Genomic DNA, 18,445 nt, shown 5'->3' on the forward strand with positions numbered 1-18,445 from the left:
TCTGTTACAAAAAAGCCGTGGCTGGATGAGACCAGGTTACGGCTTATCTCTCTGTACCAGTTTACGGACTGAACAAATTATCCCAGTGGAATGTCGCAATGAATGTGCGTACCTTCATGGAGCCGAGACCGAACCGTCATGTTGCCGCCAAGGAGCTCGCAACGTTCGCACATGGTCTTCATCCCATAATGGCCACTCGGTTGTGACTCACCCGTCACGAAGCCGATTCCATTGTCCACCACGTCTAGATGCAACGTGTGGTTATCTGTCGAGCGCTTGACAGCGATTTGCACGTGTGTTGCTTCGGCGTGCTTGCGAATATTCGTCAAGGCTTCCTGAACAATTTTTGTAACCTGATGAACAAATGAAATCTCGAGGTCGGTCGGCAACGGATCGCAGTCCAGTACGACATCGATATTCGTGCGTGTTTGAAACTCGAGTACACTTTGGGATAGGTGATGTTTCAGATTGCCCGAAATACCAAGACTGAGATCACGAATCGCTGTCCTTAGTTCACCATAGCCATTGTCCAGCACGTGACTGATCTTGGTTAGTTGTTCTGTCGATACAGGTCGATTGGACTCCAGGTCCTCAAGCAGTAACTTTACCTGCATGTTCACGAATGCGATGTCCTGAACCACTCCATCGTGAAGGTCGCGAGCGAGACGTTCGCGCTCCTGCAGGGTGTAACGCAGTTCTTCTTTTTGGCGTCGTGCTCGTTCTGCCTGTTTCTTATCCGTAATATCCCGGAGGGACATCAACAAATACGGTGAGCGCTTCGGCACCGGGATGTAGGAGTATGTCACTTCTACCGGCACAGTCTCACCGTCGATATTTTTAATGTTCATCTCAATGTTGGTAAGCGGTCTTCCTGATGCCAGTACGCATTGTCCATAGCAGCCATCAAACCGTAAACTTGAATGGTCCGCATCGTGACAATGCAGTAGTGTGCCGCAATGAATGCCAATCGCATCATCACCAATCATGCGCGAAGCTGTGTGGTTCACGTACACTACGTTCCGTTCTGCACTAAGCACAATCAACCCGTCCACAGCATTGTCCAAAACAGACTGCAAAACCGGGATATCTAGGAACGGTGAGGAGGCCTGTCTGTAATCAGTTACTTCACTGGATTGCATTTGCCTCACCTCACAGAGATTGACATGATATGATACTAACATTATACGACACACAGCTCAGGTGACGTAGTCCGATTAGACTATTTCGCAATGGCAAGTTGTTTCATGTACCAAATACGAAAATACAGTATAGTGAGAATCAAGCTATGGGATGAATTGTCTGAGTGAAGGGCATTTTCATATGGTGGAAGGAGAATTCGTGTGGAACAAGATTTGAAGAAAGACAGTGCAGTACGCGTACTCATTGTTGACGACCACGAACTGTTTCGACAAGGCGTGAGCTCAATTTTGAGCCGTAACCCACAAATTGAGGTCGTTGGCGAAGCGGAGAACGGCAAAATTGCAATTGAAAAATGCCGTGATGAGTTACCGGATGTGGTTCTGATGGACATAAACATGCCGGTTTGTGATGGACTCACAGCGACACGGGAAATCAAAAGAGAACATCCTTATGTAAAAATCTTAATCTTGACTGTGTCTGACGCAGAAGAAATGCTGTTTGATGCCATTAAGTCGGGTGCGTCGGGCTATGTGCTGAAGAACGCCAGCCCGGCGACGGTCGTGGACAGCGTATTGCGAATCAGTCGAAATGAACCGGTCATTCCGGGGAACCTTGCGATGCAGATCATCACGGAATTTTCGAAGCCCGTGGAACGTACCGTCCGGCAACAAGTGGACGAGTTGACTGAACGTGAAGTCGAGGTTCTGCGGCAACTGAGTACCGGGGCAACCAACCGGGATATTGCGAAAGTCCTCTACATCAGTGAAAATACGGTACGCAACCATGTGAGAAATATCCTTGAGAAGTTGCATTTGAGCAATCGGGTTCAAGCCGCGGCTTACGCAGTGCGTGAGGGTTATACGGTGAAAGGCGATCCGGATTCGGAACAGTCTTGAGGCACTTCCGGCGTCTACTACGAAGGGCCGCAGCCCGTGAGGCTACGGCCCTTTCTTAATCTGCTTTTGATTTTCCCGCTCATATTCATTAAAGAGGCTCTCAATCCTGGAAAGTTCGCGAGTCGCAAGATCCAGCTTCTGGTCTTGACTGTCATGCATCGGAAACAGGAGGTAGCGTACTGCCGCGAGTGACGTGCGAACTTCGTTCACCATGTCCCATGGTAAGACCTGATCGGGATGAGTTTGTTTGGCTCGTTCCGTTTCCATCCGCTTCTCTTCGCTGTGCTGGTAGCCGAGCCATGCGGCTACGCAATAACCTACGAATCCGAGCATAGCAGCCGTCATGTTGTCTCCGTTAAACGGGACACTGAGCAGGTTTGCAACGAAAAAGACCAGACCAAAACTTGCCCCTACAATCAAACCAAGGAAGTATCCAAGTGCCCCAACCGTAAAAATACCGGCGACAATCTCAACCTTCCCGTTGGTCACTGCCCACGTACATATCCACAGCGTCGCAATGGCGGTTAGCAAATTCATATGCGACCAAATCCACTCGACTACGTTTCCGTCGATATCCGATAATCGAGTTCTTAAACTGGACGTGCGGTCTATCTCCCGCTTGGCCATTGCTCTCACCAACTTTCAATAGGCGTTGCGACACTTGCTTTTGTCGTATGTGATAATGATATGTTGTACCCCATAATACCGTAAGATGTTAAGCTACTAACGAATGTAGTCCGAGTGTACCATCGTTTCACCACGCGACAGCTTGGACAAGCGGAAACGGGCAGCCTACAGTGGAGTCACGTATTCAGAAACCAGTTGCGGCCTCTTGACAGCGCTTTCTCCTGAGATATAGGTTAAGTGTAGCAAGAATTATACAAAGATTTCTAATAGCCAGGGTTGTTTGGTGCGTCGAAATCACACAGAAGAGGGAGCATGATAACGGATGATGCGTTATCCATTGTTACTGAGATCCGTACTGTATCGCGCAAATACGGTTTTTCCAGAGAAGGAAATTGTCTCTCGAGATTTTGGCGGACTCTTTCGGTATACGTACCGAGACATGTTTCAGCGAGTCAGCAGACTAGCCAATGCTTTGGAACGCCTTGGTCTTGAGAGGGGAGATCACGTCGGTTCTTTTGCATGGAACAACCACCGGCATCTCGAGCTGTACTATGCAGTACCGTGTTCGGAAAGGGTTCTGCACACCATTAATATTCGCTTGTTCAGAGAACAACTTGTATATAGTATTAACCATGCCGAAGACAAGGTGATCTTTGTCGATGAGGACCTGGTACCAGTGATGGAAGATCTCGTCGATGAACTGCCCACTGTGGAATGCTTTGTCGTGATGACAGACAAGCCTGAACTGCCTCCCAGCAAACTGCGCAATCCAATTTCTTACGAAGAACTCATCCAGGATGAATCCGATGCGTACGCGTTTCCTGAGTTCGACGAATGGACTCCGGCCATTATTGGATACACCTCGGCGACGACGGGCAACCCGAAAGGTGTGGTGTATACGCATCGCGGCTTGTATCTCCACTGCCTGACCTCGCTCGTTGGCGAACTTGGAACCGATGAGCGAGATGTAACCATGCCGATTGTCCCGATGTTTCACGTGAATGCTTGGGGGCGGCCCTATTCGGACACTTGGGTGGGTGCAAAGCAGGTGTATCCAGGTTCTCGCCCGTCTCCGAAAGACTTTTGTGAGCTCATCAGTAACGAACGGATCACATACAGTGCTGGTGTACCGACGATTTGGATGGGGATTTTGCAAGAGGTTCGAAACAACCCCGGGAAATATGATTTCAGCTCGATCCGTGTGCTGATGTCAGGCGGCTCGGCGTTGCCGCTTTCACTGACAGCAGCTTACCAAGAGGAACTCGGGGTAAAGTTGTACCAAGGATACGGCCAAACCGAAACAACACCTGTTACCTTTGTCAACGTGCCAAAGTCTTCGCTTGACAGCCTCTCCGACGAACAGCGCATGCGCATGCGCACAAAGACCGGACTGTTGCTGCCAGGATTAGAAATGCGGCTGGTCGACGCCGAAGGGAAAGATGTTCCTTTTGACGGAAAGGCGATGGGAGAATTACTCTTGCGCGGACCGTGGGTGATTGGGGAGTATTACAAAAATCCGGAGAAGACCAAAGAAGCCTTTGTGGACGGGTGGTTCCGTACCGGAGATATTGCCATGGTCGACGAGATGGGTTATCTGCAGATTACGGACCGTACGAAAGACCTCATTAAAAGTGGCGGAGAATGGATTTCATCGGTCGATCTCGAGAATGTCATCATGGGACACCCTGCGGTTTCCGAAGCTGCAGTTATCGGAATCGCCCATGAAAAGTGGCAGGAGAGACCGCTTGCTTGCGTGGTTTTGCGACCGGAAGCGAGAGGAAGTGTCACTCGGGCTGATATTCTCCTCTATCTCGAAGACAAGGTTGCCAAGTGGTGGATGCCTGACGACGTGGTCTTTATTGACGAAGTTCCAAAGACGAGTGTCGGTAAGTTTTCGAAGAAGACACTGCGCGAACAATACGAGGCTGGGCAACTCGGAGCCGGGGCGTAACGAAACAGAACTTAATTGCAGTTCACAGTGGCCATCCCATCAAAGGATGGCCATTTCTCTTCCATTGTGTATAATCGTCGTTGTAGATCGTGTCTCGTGAGCGGAGGGATTCAGTGAAAGGATTTCGATTTACACCGCCTCGGATCATTGCCATCAGTTATTTTGGCATTGCATTGATTGGGGCGTTGCTGCTTGCATTACCTATATCCAGACATGTCCCGGTTTCGTTTACGGATGACTTCTTTACGTCAGCTAGTGCTCTTTACGTTACAGGGCTTTCGACTGTTACGACATCGACAACCTGGACGACATTTGGGGATGTTGTTATTGCGGTGCTGATTCAGGTGGGTGGAGCAGGCATAACCTTCGTGACGACATCCTTTTATCTCTTGATGGGACGTAAAATTTCGCTCGGTGCCCGCATGGTCATCGCTGAAGACAGGAACTTTGGTGTACACGGTGTCGTCAGGTTAATGAAAGCCATTTTGCAGTTCAGCTTTGCTTTTGAGGGTGCGGCTGCACTCCTGTTTACGCTGTACTTTCGATTTGTCTACCATTATCCATGGGACCGTGCGGTTGGGATTAGTATATTTCACTCCATTTCTGCATTTAATAATGCAGGGTTTGACCTTTGGGGAAACTCTCTCGAGGGGTTCTCGACCGATCCGTTTGTACTGTTGCTGACGAGTATCCTCATCATCTTCGGAGGTCTTGGGTTTATCGTCTTGGCTGAACTGTACAATTTCCGGCGGACGAGGACACTGTCATTACATACCCGCATTGTTTTGCGCGTTACTGCATTCTTGCTTGTAGCTGGGACCCTGCTGGTCCTCTTTTTTGAGTCGTATGCATCGATGAAAGGGTTATCGTGGCCATACAAGATCTTGAATGCTTGGTTTATGTCTGTCACGACGCGCACAGCCGGATTTGATGCGATTCCGGTCGGCCATTTGAAAGAGGTCACATGGTTTGTATTTACCATTTTAATGTTTATTGGTGCTTCTCCCGGCTCGACTGGCGGCGGCATCAAGACGACGACGTTTTACACGCTCATCCGGACGGCGCTATCCACCGCACGAGGCAGGTCGGAGATTGTCGTTGGGGAGCGGTCGATTCCTCAAGAACAGGCTCAGCGCTCGCTCGTTATCTTCTTGCTCGCAATGGGTGTTGTCATGGGGTGTACCATGATTGACGCGGCTCTTGAGCCTAGGATACGATTGATGCGGATCGTATTCGAGGAAGTCTCGGCGTTTGGCACCGTCGGATTGACGACAGGCATTACAAGTATCGTCAACACGCCGGTTAAGTGGGTCTTAATCTTCACGATGTACGTGGGACGGATTGGGATCTTAACCTTGCTTATCAGCCTTGTACAAAAGGGTCAATCCAAAGTGAAACGTATTCCTGAACGCATTTTAATCGGGTAGAGATGAGGCGACGAAACCTTGGCCAACAGCAGACCACTTGGATTACTCGGGAGCAGTCGGTTTTCAAACTTGGGTCGGCGCAATCCAAAGACGATAGGTATCATTGGTGCGGGACGGTTCGGCACAGGGGCTGCACAAGAACTCGTTCGGAACGGCCATCACGTGCTTTTGATTGATCAAGACGCAGAGTGCCTCGAGCCGATGGCGCACCAGTGTCATACAGCCATTGGCAACGCAGAAGACAGCGAGTTTCTAGCAGAGGCCGGCATTAAGGACGTAGATGCTGTCATCGTCGCGATTGGAGACAACGAAACAGCCTCCAACCACGCAACTATCAACTGTAAAGATTTCGGATTGTACGTGGTTGCAAAAGCCACGCATGCTACGCATGGAAAGATTTTAGACAGGCTAGGTGCCGACTACGTTGTGTATCCTGAACACGATTCTGGTGTCAGACTTGCTCGCTTATTGACGCGTTCGTCCATTCTCGAGATGATTGAGCTGTACGAAGAAGTCTTTATGATGGAAGTCAATGCCGGCGGAGAACTTGTCGGAAAGTCCCTCGAGGGATTAAACCTCCCGCACCGCTTCGGCGTTCAAGTACTGTTGATTCTGAGAGGCAATAAGACGATTTTCCCCGTATCCGCGAAGGACATCGTCCAAGATGGAGACCGAGTTGTGTTGCTCGGGTCGTCGGAGTCGTTGCATCGGGTTGCAAAAGTGGCAGAGAGCGGTTGAGCCCAAAGGGCCAACCGCTCGTTTTGATAACGGGCCTTGCAAGGTGGATGGAACTCCTTTATTGCCGAAGCTGCAACCTTGGTTAGATCGGCAGGTTGACCTGCATGGTACAGCCGTACGTCCTAACTATCCCCTCACTCATTGCGAAACTGAGTGTCATGCTTTTGATTTCAGGTGCGTCGTCAACGAGCCTCGAGATTCGCAACAATGCTTCGGCTAAAAGCGTATCGTAATCGCCCGTATCCAATCTGGTTGCGTCAGACACTGCTCGAACCACGACTTGCCCCACGAGGTCGGCAGCATCGACATCGGTCAGTGGAATCAGTTTCGTTGCGCGAGCCTGTTCAAGAAACCGATATGACGCTCTCTTGTCAGGGGCAGACGGCAGATGGTTGCAGGAAGAGTTCTCAGAGCCGGCGATGTCTGAGTCCCGGTGCAGTTGCATGGTCGGCCCAAAAAGCGGATGTGACGTAATCACAACGCGGACACAGTGGTCAAGTTTGTCCGCTGTGTTTCCGGGCGCCAGTGGCAGTCCGATAGACATCAATACCTCTTGGCACTGGCTGGGAGGGAGGCATCGTTCGGACGCACTATCTGCGTTTTCATCGTCCAACCAGGTACGGATAACCGAACGAGCTCGGTGGCAGTCAAGGTCCTGCATGTCAGGAATGTGTCCAAGTGGACGATGAAGATACTGAGCATATTCGGAGACTTTTGCCAGTGCAAGGGCAGCTTGCTCCGGATAAGGATAGACAGGAATTTTGCACGTGTCGTCTCCGATCGTCCGCAGCCGAGGTTCACCCGTCATAAGAAAGTTCCCGACAACTGGTTTCGGTGCAATACCCGCCGCTTCCCATTCGGCTGTGACTGTTTTTACTGCCTCAATAATGGCTGCTGACACCGACTCTTCCTCAGACAGTCCAACTTGGCTGAAGAGAACCAAGACGCCGTCCACGTTTGGATCGCGCAGAACATGGGGAAGCACGTCCCGGTACCCTTGTGGTAATGCTTCAAAGCCTAAATCGATAGGCGGTCCAACAAAATCAAGACCAGACCTGCCAAGGGCATCCGCGCTCATGACGGCACCGCCAGCAGTGTTGGTTACAACAGCAATCTTCTTTCCTCTTGGCAGCGGTGCAAAATTTAACATCAATGCAACGTCGAACACTTCCTGAAGGCTGTCAAGCCTGATGATGCCTGTTTGACGGAAGAGAGCCTCGACGGTAGATTCGTGACCGGACAATGCAGCCGTGCGTGCCCGCGAAACTTGAACCCCTTCTGCGGTTCTTGCCCCTTTCACGACGAGAATCGGCTTTTTGCGAGATAACCTCCTTGCAATCCGACTAAATTTCCGTGGATTACCGAAGGACTCTAAGTACAAGGTGATGAGTTTCGTCTGTGCGTCGTCTTCCCAATACAGGAGTAGGTCGTTACTGGATACATCAGCTTTGTTGCCTGTACTGCAGAAGGACGAAACGCCGATGCCGCTGCGACTGACTGCCTCCAGGATAGCAATGCCGAGGGCGCCGGATTGACTGGCAATGGCCATGCTTCCGTACAAAGGCATGAAAGGAGCAAAGCTGGCGTTCAGTTGGACATCCTCTGTGGTGCTCACAAGACCAAGGCAGTTGGGGCCGATTAAACGGATCCCAGCACCGCGCAGTTTCTCCAGGATTGACTGTTCAAGTTGCACACCCTCTGGCCCGGATTCACCAAACCCAGCAGAGGTGATGAGAACGGCACGGACCTTTGCGGCGATACAATCATCTACGACACTGGATACTTGCCAGGCAGGGACAACGATAATGGCGAGATCGACTTGTTCGGGAATCGACACGACATCCGGGTAGGCTCGCACACCTGACACAGCTCCGGCACTTGGGTTGACGGGGTAAACGGTACCGCTGAATTCTCCGCCCAGCACATGGCGGAATAACATGTGACCAAGGCGTCTAGGGTCCCGCGACGCACCAACGACAGCAATCGCTTTCGGCTGAAAGAAGGGCATGAGTGAGGCTGCTGTGGACAACTTCTCGCGGGTATCCTGGAGTGCTCGAATTCGCTCTGTTTCAGCGAGCGGCAACGTTAATTCGTAAACGTCAGAGAGCCGCCGCCTGGAGTTTTCGAACCCGCTTGCGTGGAATACCTGCAGCATTTTCTGATTGTCGCTGAGCACGGTCGCTTCAAACCGGCGTATTCCATATCGCCAAGCCATGTGCGCCAGATGTTCGAGCAACAAGGTGCCAATGCCCTTTCCGTGCAGGTTGTCATTGACAAGCAGAGCTACCTCGGCACAAAGTTCATCTTGGCGAACATATGTCCCAATGCCAATTGCTTTATCGCCAGCCACACAGATGAGTGAAAGTGCCTTGTTCCCATCGTCGGTGAGCATGGTATTTAAGATGTCTTCACTGACTTCCCGGACCATGTGGAAAAATCGGTAGTACAAGCTCTCTGGAGATGCGTGTGCGAACAGTGCCCGCACCAACTGTCTGTCTTCCTCAGTGTTATGCGCACGGCGGACTTCCGCCACCCTGCCATCGCGCAGAATGACTCTCGACATTTGTACCGCCCCTTTTAAACAACTGGCGTTCACCACTATTGTAACGTCTTTTTTCCAAAACTCCGATGATGCGAACTGCTCATTTACAGAAATCAAAATAGATTCATGATCCGTTCATGAAGTCTTTACACAGCGTTTACAAAGTCTTTATACGTAATTCATGAAATTTTTATAGAATCACGAGTGTCGGGTTCTCACGCCACAGGGCTTGACAACGTCCTCCCCTGACGACGTCCTCCTTGACAATGTCACGCTTGAACTGGGATATTTGCCAAGGAGACGTGCTCAAACGCTGCACGCGATGACGCATTTTGGCGAATTTTGCGGCGCTTTTGAGCCGCGATGACTTGACCTTGACTCGTAAAGGAACTGATTCGCCTGCCAGATGCTTTGTTCCCCGAGGAGAAAAATGGAAGGATGACCGGAAAGTTATGAGTTGGATACAAACCATTGTGTACGCGATTGTACAAGGTATTACTGAACTATTCCCAATTAGCAGTGTCGGCCATGCAGTCCTTCTGCCGTACCTTGCAGGATGGGTGTCCGTGTCGCAAAACAACCAGTTTCTTCCTTTTGTCGTCATGTTGCATCTCGGAACTGCGATAGCGTTACTCATCTATTTTTGGCGCGACTGGGTGCGGTTGATTGGGTCCTTGTTTCAAGCCGGCAAGGCAGCGGAAAAACGGCTGCTTCTGTTGATTATCGTTGCAACCATTCCGGCAGCCATCGTTGGGAAACTGTTTGAGCACAAGTTTCGAGCCCTCTTTCCGTCGGCCCTATCAGCAGCCTTGTTTTTGATTGTGAACGGTTTTGTTCTGTTGCTGGCTGACCGTCTGCGCAAACGTCATCGGCAAACGGTAAGACTGTCGCGAATGGGCTATGGCCAGAGCTTTTTCATCGGTTTGATTCAGGTGCTGGCGCTGATTCCTGGCTTCTCGCGCTCGGGCATTACAATGACAGCGGCCTTGGCAGTTGGACTCAGCTATGAGGACGCTGCGCAGTTTTCCTTCCTGCTCGCCACACCAGTCATCCTTGGTGCTGGTATCCTCGAAGTACCGAAAGTGATTCATTCGCATGCGACGCAAGTCTTGCACTTTGGAATCATTGGCGGTATCTTGACGGGTATTCTAGCTTTTTTGAGCACATTCTTCCTGATGCGTTACTTTCGTGGGGATATCACAAATGCACTTCGTCCATTTGCAGTGTACTGTATCGTAGTGGGTGTTGTGGTCTCATTAATGGTCGCTGCAGGCCTTCACTTTTAATGAGATAGACCATGATTGCTATCGCATAGCTTTATCGAATACAGGTAAAGCTCAACATAGAGTCGAGGTGTGAGTATGGGGAAATCAATTTCGGTCACAGATTTAAAAGCGTGGTACGGAGATTCTCTGACCCTGAAGGGTATAACGATGGAACTGGATGCCAACCGAGCCACTGCGATTATCGGTCCATCCGGGTGCGGCAAGTCGACGTTTATCCGGTGTTTAAACCGGCTTCACGAGACAAGTCCCGGTGCCAAAATGGAAGGGTCTATTCGATTGGAAGATGAAGACCTCTACACCATGGACCCGGTTGACGTGAGGCGTGTGGTCGGTATGGTCTTTCAAAAGGCCAATCCGTTTCCGACCATGTCCATTTACGACAATATTGCGATTGGTCTGCGTCTTGGCGGTATACGAAACCGTACAGAACTTACAGACCGCGTGGAAAAGAGCTTGAAGATGGCTGCGTTGTGGGATGAGGTAGCAGACAGGATACATACTCCAGCGACTGCACTCTCCGGTGGCCAGCAACAGCGCCTTTGTATCGCTCGTGCTCTAGCTGTGGAACCCGAGGTGTTGCTGATGGATGAACCTGCATCGGCGCTCGATCCGGTTTCCACACTCCGCGTGGAAGAGCTGGTTGAGCAGTTGAAGGAGTCGTACACGATTGTCATTGTGACGCATAACATGCAACAAGCGGCTCGTGTCGCCGACAAGACGGCGTTTTTCCTCAATGGAGAACTGATAGAATTTGGGGAAACGACGGGGATATTTACAAATCCAGTCGACAAGAGAACCGAGGATTATATTACTGGGCGATTCGGTTGATGCAAAGGACGAGCCTGCAACCGGAGGCCGACGATAGGTGGGGAGACAATGCAGCAACGGCATAACTTTGACTTGGCACTGCGTGAATTGAAGTTGAAACTGCTGAAGATGGGCGGGGACGTCCAGGAAGCGATTCGAAAATCGATTCAGGCATTGCAAGGGTTGGACGCGGAGGTGGCACAAAGCGTCGTGGACGGAGACAAGGCCATCAACCGCGAGGAACATGAGATTGAGGATCTATGCATTCGATTGATTGCAACACAACAACCGGTTGCAACAGACCTGCGTAAGATTGTTTCCGGATTACAAATTGCAACTGACTTAGAACGAATGGGAGACAACGCAGTGGATATCGCGAAATCGGTTATCCGTCTGCGTGGGCAAAAGCTCGTCAAGCCGCTCGTGGATATTCCCCGCATGGCAGGGATTGTCGACCAGATGATCTCTGATGCCCTGAACGCGTATGTTGAAAGCAGTCTCGAACTGGCTGAAAAGTTGGCTCCAGAAGATGATGAAGTAGATCATATCTACCGAAAAATGGTCGAAGAGTTGTTCAAAATCGCTACAAACAATCCTAGTGTTGCAGAGCAGACCATGAGTTTGGCGTTTATCGGACGTCATCTCGAACGGATTGGCGATCACGCGACCAACATTGGAGAAGGCGTTATTTACATTATTTCTGGCGAACGGTCCGATCTGAACTGAATTGTGAAAACAGGTGTGAGACTGGGGAGGCCCCCAGTTTCATGCCGTTAGGTTGGAGGGAAACCATGGCATGACGCTCGGTCTCTTAATTATGGCTGCTGTGTTTTTTGTTTTGTTTGTAGAGCGCTACGTGCGCAGCAGGAGACGCCGCCTCTTCATTACAGACATCGTACAGACCGTTCGTGCGTTTGCCGGCAGCGGAGCGGGTAGAGAGGGACGCATCACTGATGTTCAAACGGCTGAAGAGAAGGCCGCAGCCAGCGTTTTGAATCAAGCTATGGACAGCGTATTAAAGCAGATTACCCGGTTGTCTGAGGAACGGGATGTCTTGACACACATCCTCGAAACCATGACAACCGGGGTTATTTATGTGAGTACCAACGGACGGATTGAACGGATGAATCAAGCTGCAGAGCAAATGTTTCTGCGACCAATTGCGGATGTGCTTGGAACTGACCACTGGACGGTCATTCATAACTATGAGCTCGGTGCAGCGATTGACAACGCGCTGCTGTTTGGGCACAAATGGTCGTCTGAAATGAACTTGCGCAAAGGTCTTACTGTCAGCGTGCAAGTCATCCCGATTCCCCTCGACGCGCCTGCGGGGGCTGGTCCGCGTCAGATTTACACTGCTCTGTTGCTTTGTAACGACGTGTCACAGTGGCGCAGGATAGAGCAAATGCGTTCCGACTTTGTCGCAAATGTCTCGCATGAGTTAAAGACACCGATTACGGCCATTCAAGGGTTTGCTGAGACTTTGCTTGACGGGGAGAAAGACGCACAGATCCAAACCGAATTTTTAAGGGTCATCCATGACGAGTCGATTCGCATGAAGAATCTGGTCGCAGACCTGTTGACGCTGACACGCCTTGAAAGTGGGAATGGGGGACTTTCGTTTTCGAAGGTCAATTTACAAGAGGTCGTTGCCGCAAGTGTACGGGTGATTGAACCCATTGCGCAAGCTGCACAAGTTGTTGTGGAAAATACCGTGACTGCAGACCTTGTAGTTTGGGGAGCGGAGGAACAGCTTAAGCAGGTTGTACTCAATCTCGTTACGAATGCGATTCACTACACTCCTTTAGGGGGGGTGGTGACCGTGTTCGCTGAGTCTTATGTCGATAGAGTCAAGATTCATGTTGCTGACACTGGCATTGGAATTCCAAAAGAGCATCAGGAGCGGGTGTTCGAACGCTTCTACCGTGTCGATCGCGATCGAAGCCGCGCAACGGGAGGGACAGGCCTAGGGCTGGCCATTGCGAAGCATATCGTTCAGACGCATGGTGGTGAGATTGGAGTCGACAGTGAGCCCGGTCTTGGCAGTGACTTCTGGTTCACGGTCTCGCGTTTGCAGGGACTTCCAACGGAAACACCCGATAAAGTGTAGTCATTTAAATTGCAATCATTGCTTCATGTAAACTTGGTTCGACAAATTCCCTAGTAAATTTACAAAGACTTTACATAGGGTTCATTGTGGATTTACATTCCCCTGATAAAGTGTTCATCGAAAGGGAAACTTACATTTGGAATGAAACAGTGATTCAAACCATCAGGGGGTAGGATAAATTTGATGAAACAATCTGGTAAGTGGATCGCCGTCTCGGTAACGGCTGCAGGTTTAATTGCTTCTCTCGCTGGCTGTGGTACGGGAGCTGGTAACAATACATCGGGTTCCGGCACTGCAGGAAACGCTTCTGGGAATGCAACAGGTACGAGCGCATCCGGTGCTGTGACGCTGAACGAAACCGGATCATCATTACTTTATCCTCTGTTTAACAATCAATGGATTGCAGCCTATCAGTCGGTTGACCCGAGCGTGAAGTTGACTGCTGCTTCGACTGGCAGCGGAACGGGTATCTCTCAGGCGATTGCCGGTACGGTGCAAATTGGTGCATCCGATGCATATATGTCCGATGCTCAAATAGCACAGAGTCCAAACATGTTGAACATTCCGCTTGCCATCTCTGCACAGCAAATTATGTATAACCTGCCTGGCGTGAAAGGCCATCTGAAGCTGACTGGAGACGTTCTCGGTCAGATATACCTCGGTAAAATCACCTATTGGGATGACGCCGCAATCAAAGCTTTAAACCCGGGTGTATCTCTGCCGCACAAACCGATTGTGCCTGTCCGTCGTACGGACGGCAGTGGTGACACGTTCTTGTTCACTCAGTTTCTGTCTGACACCAACAAGACTTGGGGTTCCAGCTCAGGCCCGAACTACGGAACGAGCATTTCCTGGCCGGCTGTCGCGAGCGAGGTGGGTGCCAAGGGCAACGACGGTGTTGTCAGCCAGTTAGCAAATACACCGTACAGTATTGGGTACGTTGGTATCAGTTGGTTGGATAAAGCAACTCAAAAGGGTTTGGGTTATGCTGCCCTGCAAAACAAGTCTGGAAATTTCGTTCTTCCGACGCAGGCCAATATCCAGGCTGCTGCAAGTACCATGGTCAGTCAGGTGCCGGCAAGTGAACGGATTTCCCTCATTTACTCTCCGGGGGCGAACTCCTACCCAATCATTAACTTCGAGTACGCCATCGTGAACAAGCAACAATCCGGTGCAACCGCGGCTGCGCTGAAGAAGTTCTTGAACTGGGCAATCAGTCCGAGCGGTGGAGACAGTTCTCAGTACATGACACCCGTCCACTTCCTGCCGCTGCCAGCTTCAGTTGCACCAAAGAGCCAGGCGCAAATCAATCAGATTGGCAGCTGACATTAGCCAAATGATATGATAGGCAAGGCAGAATCAGTACAGAAAGCTTGAAGTTATCGTTGCATACAGGAGCTGATGTTTGTGCGTAAGGTGAGTTCAGCCTCCAAAAATGCAGACAGGGTTTTCCGCGTGGCTACTGGCGTTGCTGCCAGTAGCCCTGTCGTGTTTTTGGTTGTTATTGCGCTGATCGTGCTGGTTCAAGCAATTCCGAGTATGAAGTTTAATGGATGGCACTTCATCTACGGAATTCAGTGGAACATGGGAAATCTCTACGGTGCGTTGGAACACAAGAATGGCGTGACCGCCGCAGCAGGCGCCTCATATGCCGCATTACCCTTTATTGTAGGGACGTTGGCATCGTCAATCATCGCCATCCTTATCGCTATCCCAATTTCGATGTTCACTGCCCTCATATTGGCATACCGCGTTCGTGGGGTCTTGCAATGGATCTTATCCATTCTGGTCGAACTCCTGGCAGGAATCCCGAGTGTTGTGATTGGGCTTTGGGGCATTATTACGCTTGCGCCTTGGGTCAGGGATAACCTTGCCGTCTGGCTCTCTCACTTGGGACCTGTAGTTCCATACCTCCGTGGACCAGTTGGAACGGGTTTGGGTCTGTTGTCCAGTGGTTTAGTGCTTGCCATCATGATTGTGCCGATTATTACAGCGACGACGCGTGATCTGCTCATGCAGGTGCCCATTCTCTACCGTGAAGGTGGAATCGGACTGGGCATGACAACCTGGGAAGTCGTTCGCTATATATGCATGCCCTTTATTCGAGATGGCTTTGTCGGGGCCCTGGCACTCGGTTGGGGGAGGGCGATGGGTGAAACCATGGCGGTTTTGATGGTCAGCGGCAGTGCAATGAATCTGTTGCCGCATAACCTCTATAGTCCGATTTCAACCATGGCTGCGGTTATCGCTGACCAGCTGGACAGTGCACTGACGGACGCATCGCAGATGGCTGTTCACGCGTTAGCAGAACTCGCACTCATCCTGATGGTTCTCACGCTGCTGACAAACTTCTTGGCACGCTGGCTTGTGACTCGAACTGGCCGTCGTCGTTCCACGAAAGCGGGGGTGGCCGCGTAATGGCACTCCGTCGAAAGCGAAGAAAGTTCGGTTCTACGATGGGATGGACGCTTGGGTGGATCGCCACCGCACTTGTGTTGTTCAGTCTGGCCGACATGGTTGGGACTATTATTCTCAAAGGTGTTGCATCGTTTCGGTGGAACATGCTCTGGACGGTGACGTCGGGTGAAGCTGGTGGTCTCGAAAACGCCATTCTGGGAACGTTTGAGTTGATTATCATCTCGATTATCCTTGCAGGGCCGCTTGGGGTCTTGGGAGGAATTTTTACCTCGGAGTTTGCATCAAAGCCGGTGGCTAAGACCATCCGTTTCTTAACCGAAGTCTTGTCTGGTGTTCCCTCTATCGTCATTGGATATTTTGGATACCTTTTGATGGTCTTGCAGTGGGGCTGGGGCTTTTCCCCGATTGCTGGCGGAATTGCACTCACCATTATCATGTTGCCGTATATCCTCCGAAACACGGAGGCCAGTCTCCAGCAAGTGCCGCTGTCCTTGCGGGAAGCAGCTTGGGGACTTGGAATGACTCGGTTCCAAGCTGTCTATAAAGTCATTTGGCGACCAGCTGCCGGAGGCATGGCGACCGGCATCCTGATGGCAATCGCGATTGGGATGGGCGAAACCGCCCCGCTCTTGTATACTGCTGGGTGGTCATCCCTGAACCCGACTTGGCAGTTGACCCATCATCAACTCGGTTATCTGACGTATATTGTATGGACCTATATCGACATGCCCTATACGGCGTCTCATCAGTTGGCCTACAGTGCTGCATTTGTCCTGCTCGTCATCGTTCTTGTTATCAACATCGCTGTCCGGGCGCTCGTAACCCGTCCGTCGTTGCGCCGATAGGACCAGTACAGAACGCAGGATATAAGCTCAAGCACCGCTCATGATGGTTTTACCACCAACGGGACAAGCAGTTGTGGTTATGAATGTTGCACGCAGGGGCGTGTTTTCGCTATACTATGCACAACTCGATACGGCACTTGACGATGACTGGGAGAGTAACCGAGGGATATCCGTTGCAGGGAGGCCTTGCCAGAGACTGCGAGCGGGCTGCGTGATGTCACGGTGAAGTTCACCCTTGAGTTGTGCGCCTGAACGCCTGGCAGACAGGTGAGTAGGGGGCATCGGTTGGAATCCGTTACATTCCTTTGAGGAGGACTGAACTCCTTGTTCACCAGAGGTTTTCGCAGCCTTTGGCAACGATTGGTGAGTTCTGTCAATGAGGGTGGTACCGCGAGCAATTCGTCCCTTTGGGATGAATTGCTCTTTTTGATGAACATAGCTTTGTCGAACATAGCAAGGACTTGTTTTGCATTTTCAGTGTACCGGATCGTCGAGACCCAGGTCTGAGAAAGATGGGGTTCCAAGGTCACAGGGATGGAGGAATCGTTATGAACGTTCAAGAAATCGAACAGGAGTTAGCACACTTGCGAGCGGGTGCAGTGGAGGCATTAGCAGCGACTTCAGATGTCAAAGCTCTGGAAGAGTGGCGCATCGAGTTTCTCGGGAAAAAGAGTCGACTGACACAGGTATCGCGGCAGATGGGGGGACTGTCAGCAGAGGAACGGCCGATTGTCGGCAGTTTGCTCAATCAGCTGCGCGGGCAGTTGCAAGAGGCGTTTGACGCGCGTCTCTCTGAGCTGGAAAAGGCGGCTCTTGCGGCGCGCTTTGCTGCAGAGCAGATTGACGTTACACTCCCCGGCCGTAAGACGAAACGTGGCGCGATGCACCCGATTACAAGGGTCATCGAGGAGATTGAAGATGTGTTTCTCGGAATGGGATTCGAGATTGCCGAAGGCCCGGAAATTGAAACCGATGAGTATAACTTTGAACGGCTGAACCTCCCGAAGGACCATCCTGCCCGGGATATGCAAGACACGTTTTACTTGACGGAAAACCTGTTGCTGCGCACGCATACGTCACCCATGCAGGTTCGCACGATGGAACGGATGTGCCCAAGTGCGCCGGTGAAGGTGATTGTTCCTGGCCGGGTCTATCGCCGCGACGAAGATGATGCGACACATTCACACGCGTTTAATCAGATTGAAGGTCTCGTGGTTGATAAAGGCATCCGGATGAGCGACCTGAAAGGGGTCCTCGAACAGTTTGCCAAGGCCGTGTTCGGGCCGAACCAGGCAGTCCGGCTTCGTCCGAGCTTCTTTCCGTTTACTGAACCGTCTGCGGAAGTGGACGTGCTGTGTGTGAACTGTGGCGGCAAGGGTTGCCGGGTTTGCAAGGATACCGGGTGGATCGAGATTCTCGGTGCCGGGATGGTTCATCCAAACGTGCTCGACTGGGCCGGATATGACAGCAAAATCTACAGCGGTTTCGCGTTTGGTATGGGGGCGGAACGGATCGCCATGTTGAAATACGGGATTGAGGACATTCGACAACTGTACCAAAACGATCTCCGTTTACTAAGCCAGTTTGCCCGCACGCTTGTGTAAAGGGTCGACAGGCATTGTTCTGCATCAAAAACCGACTGAAGACTCGATGAGGCA

Annotated in this window: 15 protein-coding genes; 12 read left to right on the top strand and 3 right to left on the bottom strand. The window is 51.1% G+C overall.

The window, feature by feature from the left end:
• Positions 1-77: 77 nt before the first annotated feature.
• Entirely contained in the window at positions 78-1,139 is a 1,062-nt protein-coding gene (locus tag AN477_RS18200) for a PAS domain-containing sensor histidine kinase (RefSeq protein WP_054970602.1), read from the bottom strand.
• A 201-nt stretch (positions 1,140-1,340) separates the two neighbouring features.
• On the opposite strand from AN477_RS18200, the gene AN477_RS18205 reads away from it, so the two are divergent.
• Positions 1,341-2,036 carry a response regulator gene (locus tag AN477_RS18205; RefSeq protein ID WP_054970603.1) on the top strand — a complete coding sequence of 232 codons (696 nt, stop codon included), beginning with the start codon at positions 1,341-1,343 and terminating at the stop codon, positions 2,034-2,036.
• A 42-nt stretch (positions 2,037-2,078) separates the two neighbouring features.
• On the opposite strand, the gene AN477_RS18210 is transcribed toward AN477_RS18205, so the two are convergent.
• The gene (locus AN477_RS18210) at positions 2,079-2,573 is read right to left on the bottom strand and encodes a hypothetical protein (protein WP_157062049.1); all 495 of its coding nucleotides are present in this window, start codon (positions 2,571-2,573) and stop codon (positions 2,079-2,081) included.
• A gap of 412 nt (positions 2,574-2,985) precedes the next feature.
• Between AN477_RS18210 and AN477_RS18215 the strand changes: the two genes are divergently transcribed.
• The 3 genes from AN477_RS18215 (at position 2,986) to AN477_RS18225 (ending at position 6,779) form a co-directional block, all read left to right on the top strand.
• A complete protein-coding gene (locus AN477_RS18215) occupies positions 2,986-4,614 on the top strand; it encodes a long-chain fatty acid--CoA ligase (RefSeq protein WP_054970605.1) in 1,629 nt (542 codons plus the stop codon).
• 113 nt (positions 4,615-4,727) lie between these two features.
• Positions 4,728-6,041 carry a TrkH family potassium uptake protein gene (locus AN477_RS18220; protein WP_054970606.1) on the top strand — a complete coding sequence of 438 codons (1,314 nt, stop codon included), beginning with the start codon at positions 4,728-4,730 and terminating at the stop codon, positions 6,039-6,041.
• 18 nt (positions 6,042-6,059) lie between these two features.
• On the top strand, positions 6,060-6,779 hold the full coding sequence (locus AN477_RS18225) for a potassium channel family protein (protein ID WP_054970607.1): 720 nt from the start codon (positions 6,060-6,062) through the stop codon (positions 6,777-6,779).
• 82 nt (positions 6,780-6,861) lie between these two features.
• Here the strand turns inward: AN477_RS18225 and AN477_RS18230 are convergent, their stop codons facing one another.
• The gene (locus AN477_RS18230; RefSeq protein WP_054970608.1) at positions 6,862-9,342 is read right to left on the bottom strand and encodes a bifunctional acetate--CoA ligase family protein/GNAT family N-acetyltransferase; all 2,481 of its coding nucleotides are present in this window, start codon (positions 9,340-9,342) and stop codon (positions 6,862-6,864) included.
• 431 nt (positions 9,343-9,773) lie between these two features.
• On the opposite strand from AN477_RS18230, the gene AN477_RS18235 reads away from it, so the two are divergent.
• The 8 genes from AN477_RS18235 (at position 9,774) to pheS (ending at position 18,391) form a co-directional block, all read left to right on the top strand.
• A complete protein-coding gene (locus AN477_RS18235) occupies positions 9,774-10,607 on the top strand; it encodes an undecaprenyl-diphosphate phosphatase (protein ID WP_054970719.1) in 834 nt (277 codons plus the stop codon).
• Positions 10,608-10,682: 75 nt separating this feature from the next.
• The gene (gene pstB, locus AN477_RS18240) at positions 10,683-11,435 is read left to right on the top strand and encodes a phosphate ABC transporter ATP-binding protein PstB (protein ID WP_054970609.1); all 753 of its coding nucleotides are present in this window, start codon (positions 10,683-10,685) and stop codon (positions 11,433-11,435) included.
• 48 nt (positions 11,436-11,483) lie between these two features.
• Positions 11,484-12,140 carry a phosphate signaling complex protein PhoU gene (gene phoU, locus AN477_RS18245; protein WP_054970610.1) on the top strand — a complete coding sequence of 219 codons (657 nt, stop codon included), beginning with the start codon at positions 11,484-11,486 and terminating at the stop codon, positions 12,138-12,140.
• Positions 12,141-12,210: 70 nt separating this feature from the next.
• On the top strand, positions 12,211-13,524 hold the full coding sequence (locus AN477_RS18250) for a sensor histidine kinase (RefSeq protein WP_054970611.1): 1,314 nt from the start codon (positions 12,211-12,213) through the stop codon (positions 13,522-13,524).
• 183 nt (positions 13,525-13,707) lie between these two features.
• Entirely contained in the window at positions 13,708-14,850 is a 1,143-nt protein-coding gene (pstS, locus tag AN477_RS18255; RefSeq protein WP_054970720.1) for a phosphate ABC transporter substrate-binding protein PstS, read from the top strand.
• Positions 14,851-14,931: 81 nt separating this feature from the next.
• Positions 14,932-15,942, top strand: a complete 1,011-nt coding sequence (gene pstC, locus AN477_RS18260; RefSeq protein WP_054970612.1) for a phosphate ABC transporter permease subunit PstC — start codon at positions 14,932-14,934, stop codon at positions 15,940-15,942.
• Positions 15,942-16,787, top strand: coding sequence for a phosphate ABC transporter permease PstA (gene pstA, locus AN477_RS18265; protein WP_054970613.1), 846 nt, complete (start codon positions 15,942-15,944; stop codon positions 16,785-16,787). The genes pstC and pstA overlap by 1 nt, the downstream gene beginning before the upstream one ends.
• Positions 16,788-17,350: 563 nt before the next feature.
• Positions 17,351-18,391: a phenylalanine--tRNA ligase subunit alpha gene (gene pheS / locus AN477_RS18275; RefSeq protein WP_054970721.1), complete on the top strand. Its 1,041-nt coding sequence runs from the start codon at positions 17,351-17,353 to the stop codon at positions 18,389-18,391.
• Positions 18,392-18,445: the final 54 nt, after the last annotated feature.

Source organism: Paenalicyclobacillus ferrooxydans (genome assembly GCF_001399675.1).
Classification (GTDB): Bacteria; Bacillota; Bacilli; order Alicyclobacillales; family Alicyclobacillaceae; genus Alicyclobacillus_B; species Alicyclobacillus_B ferrooxydans.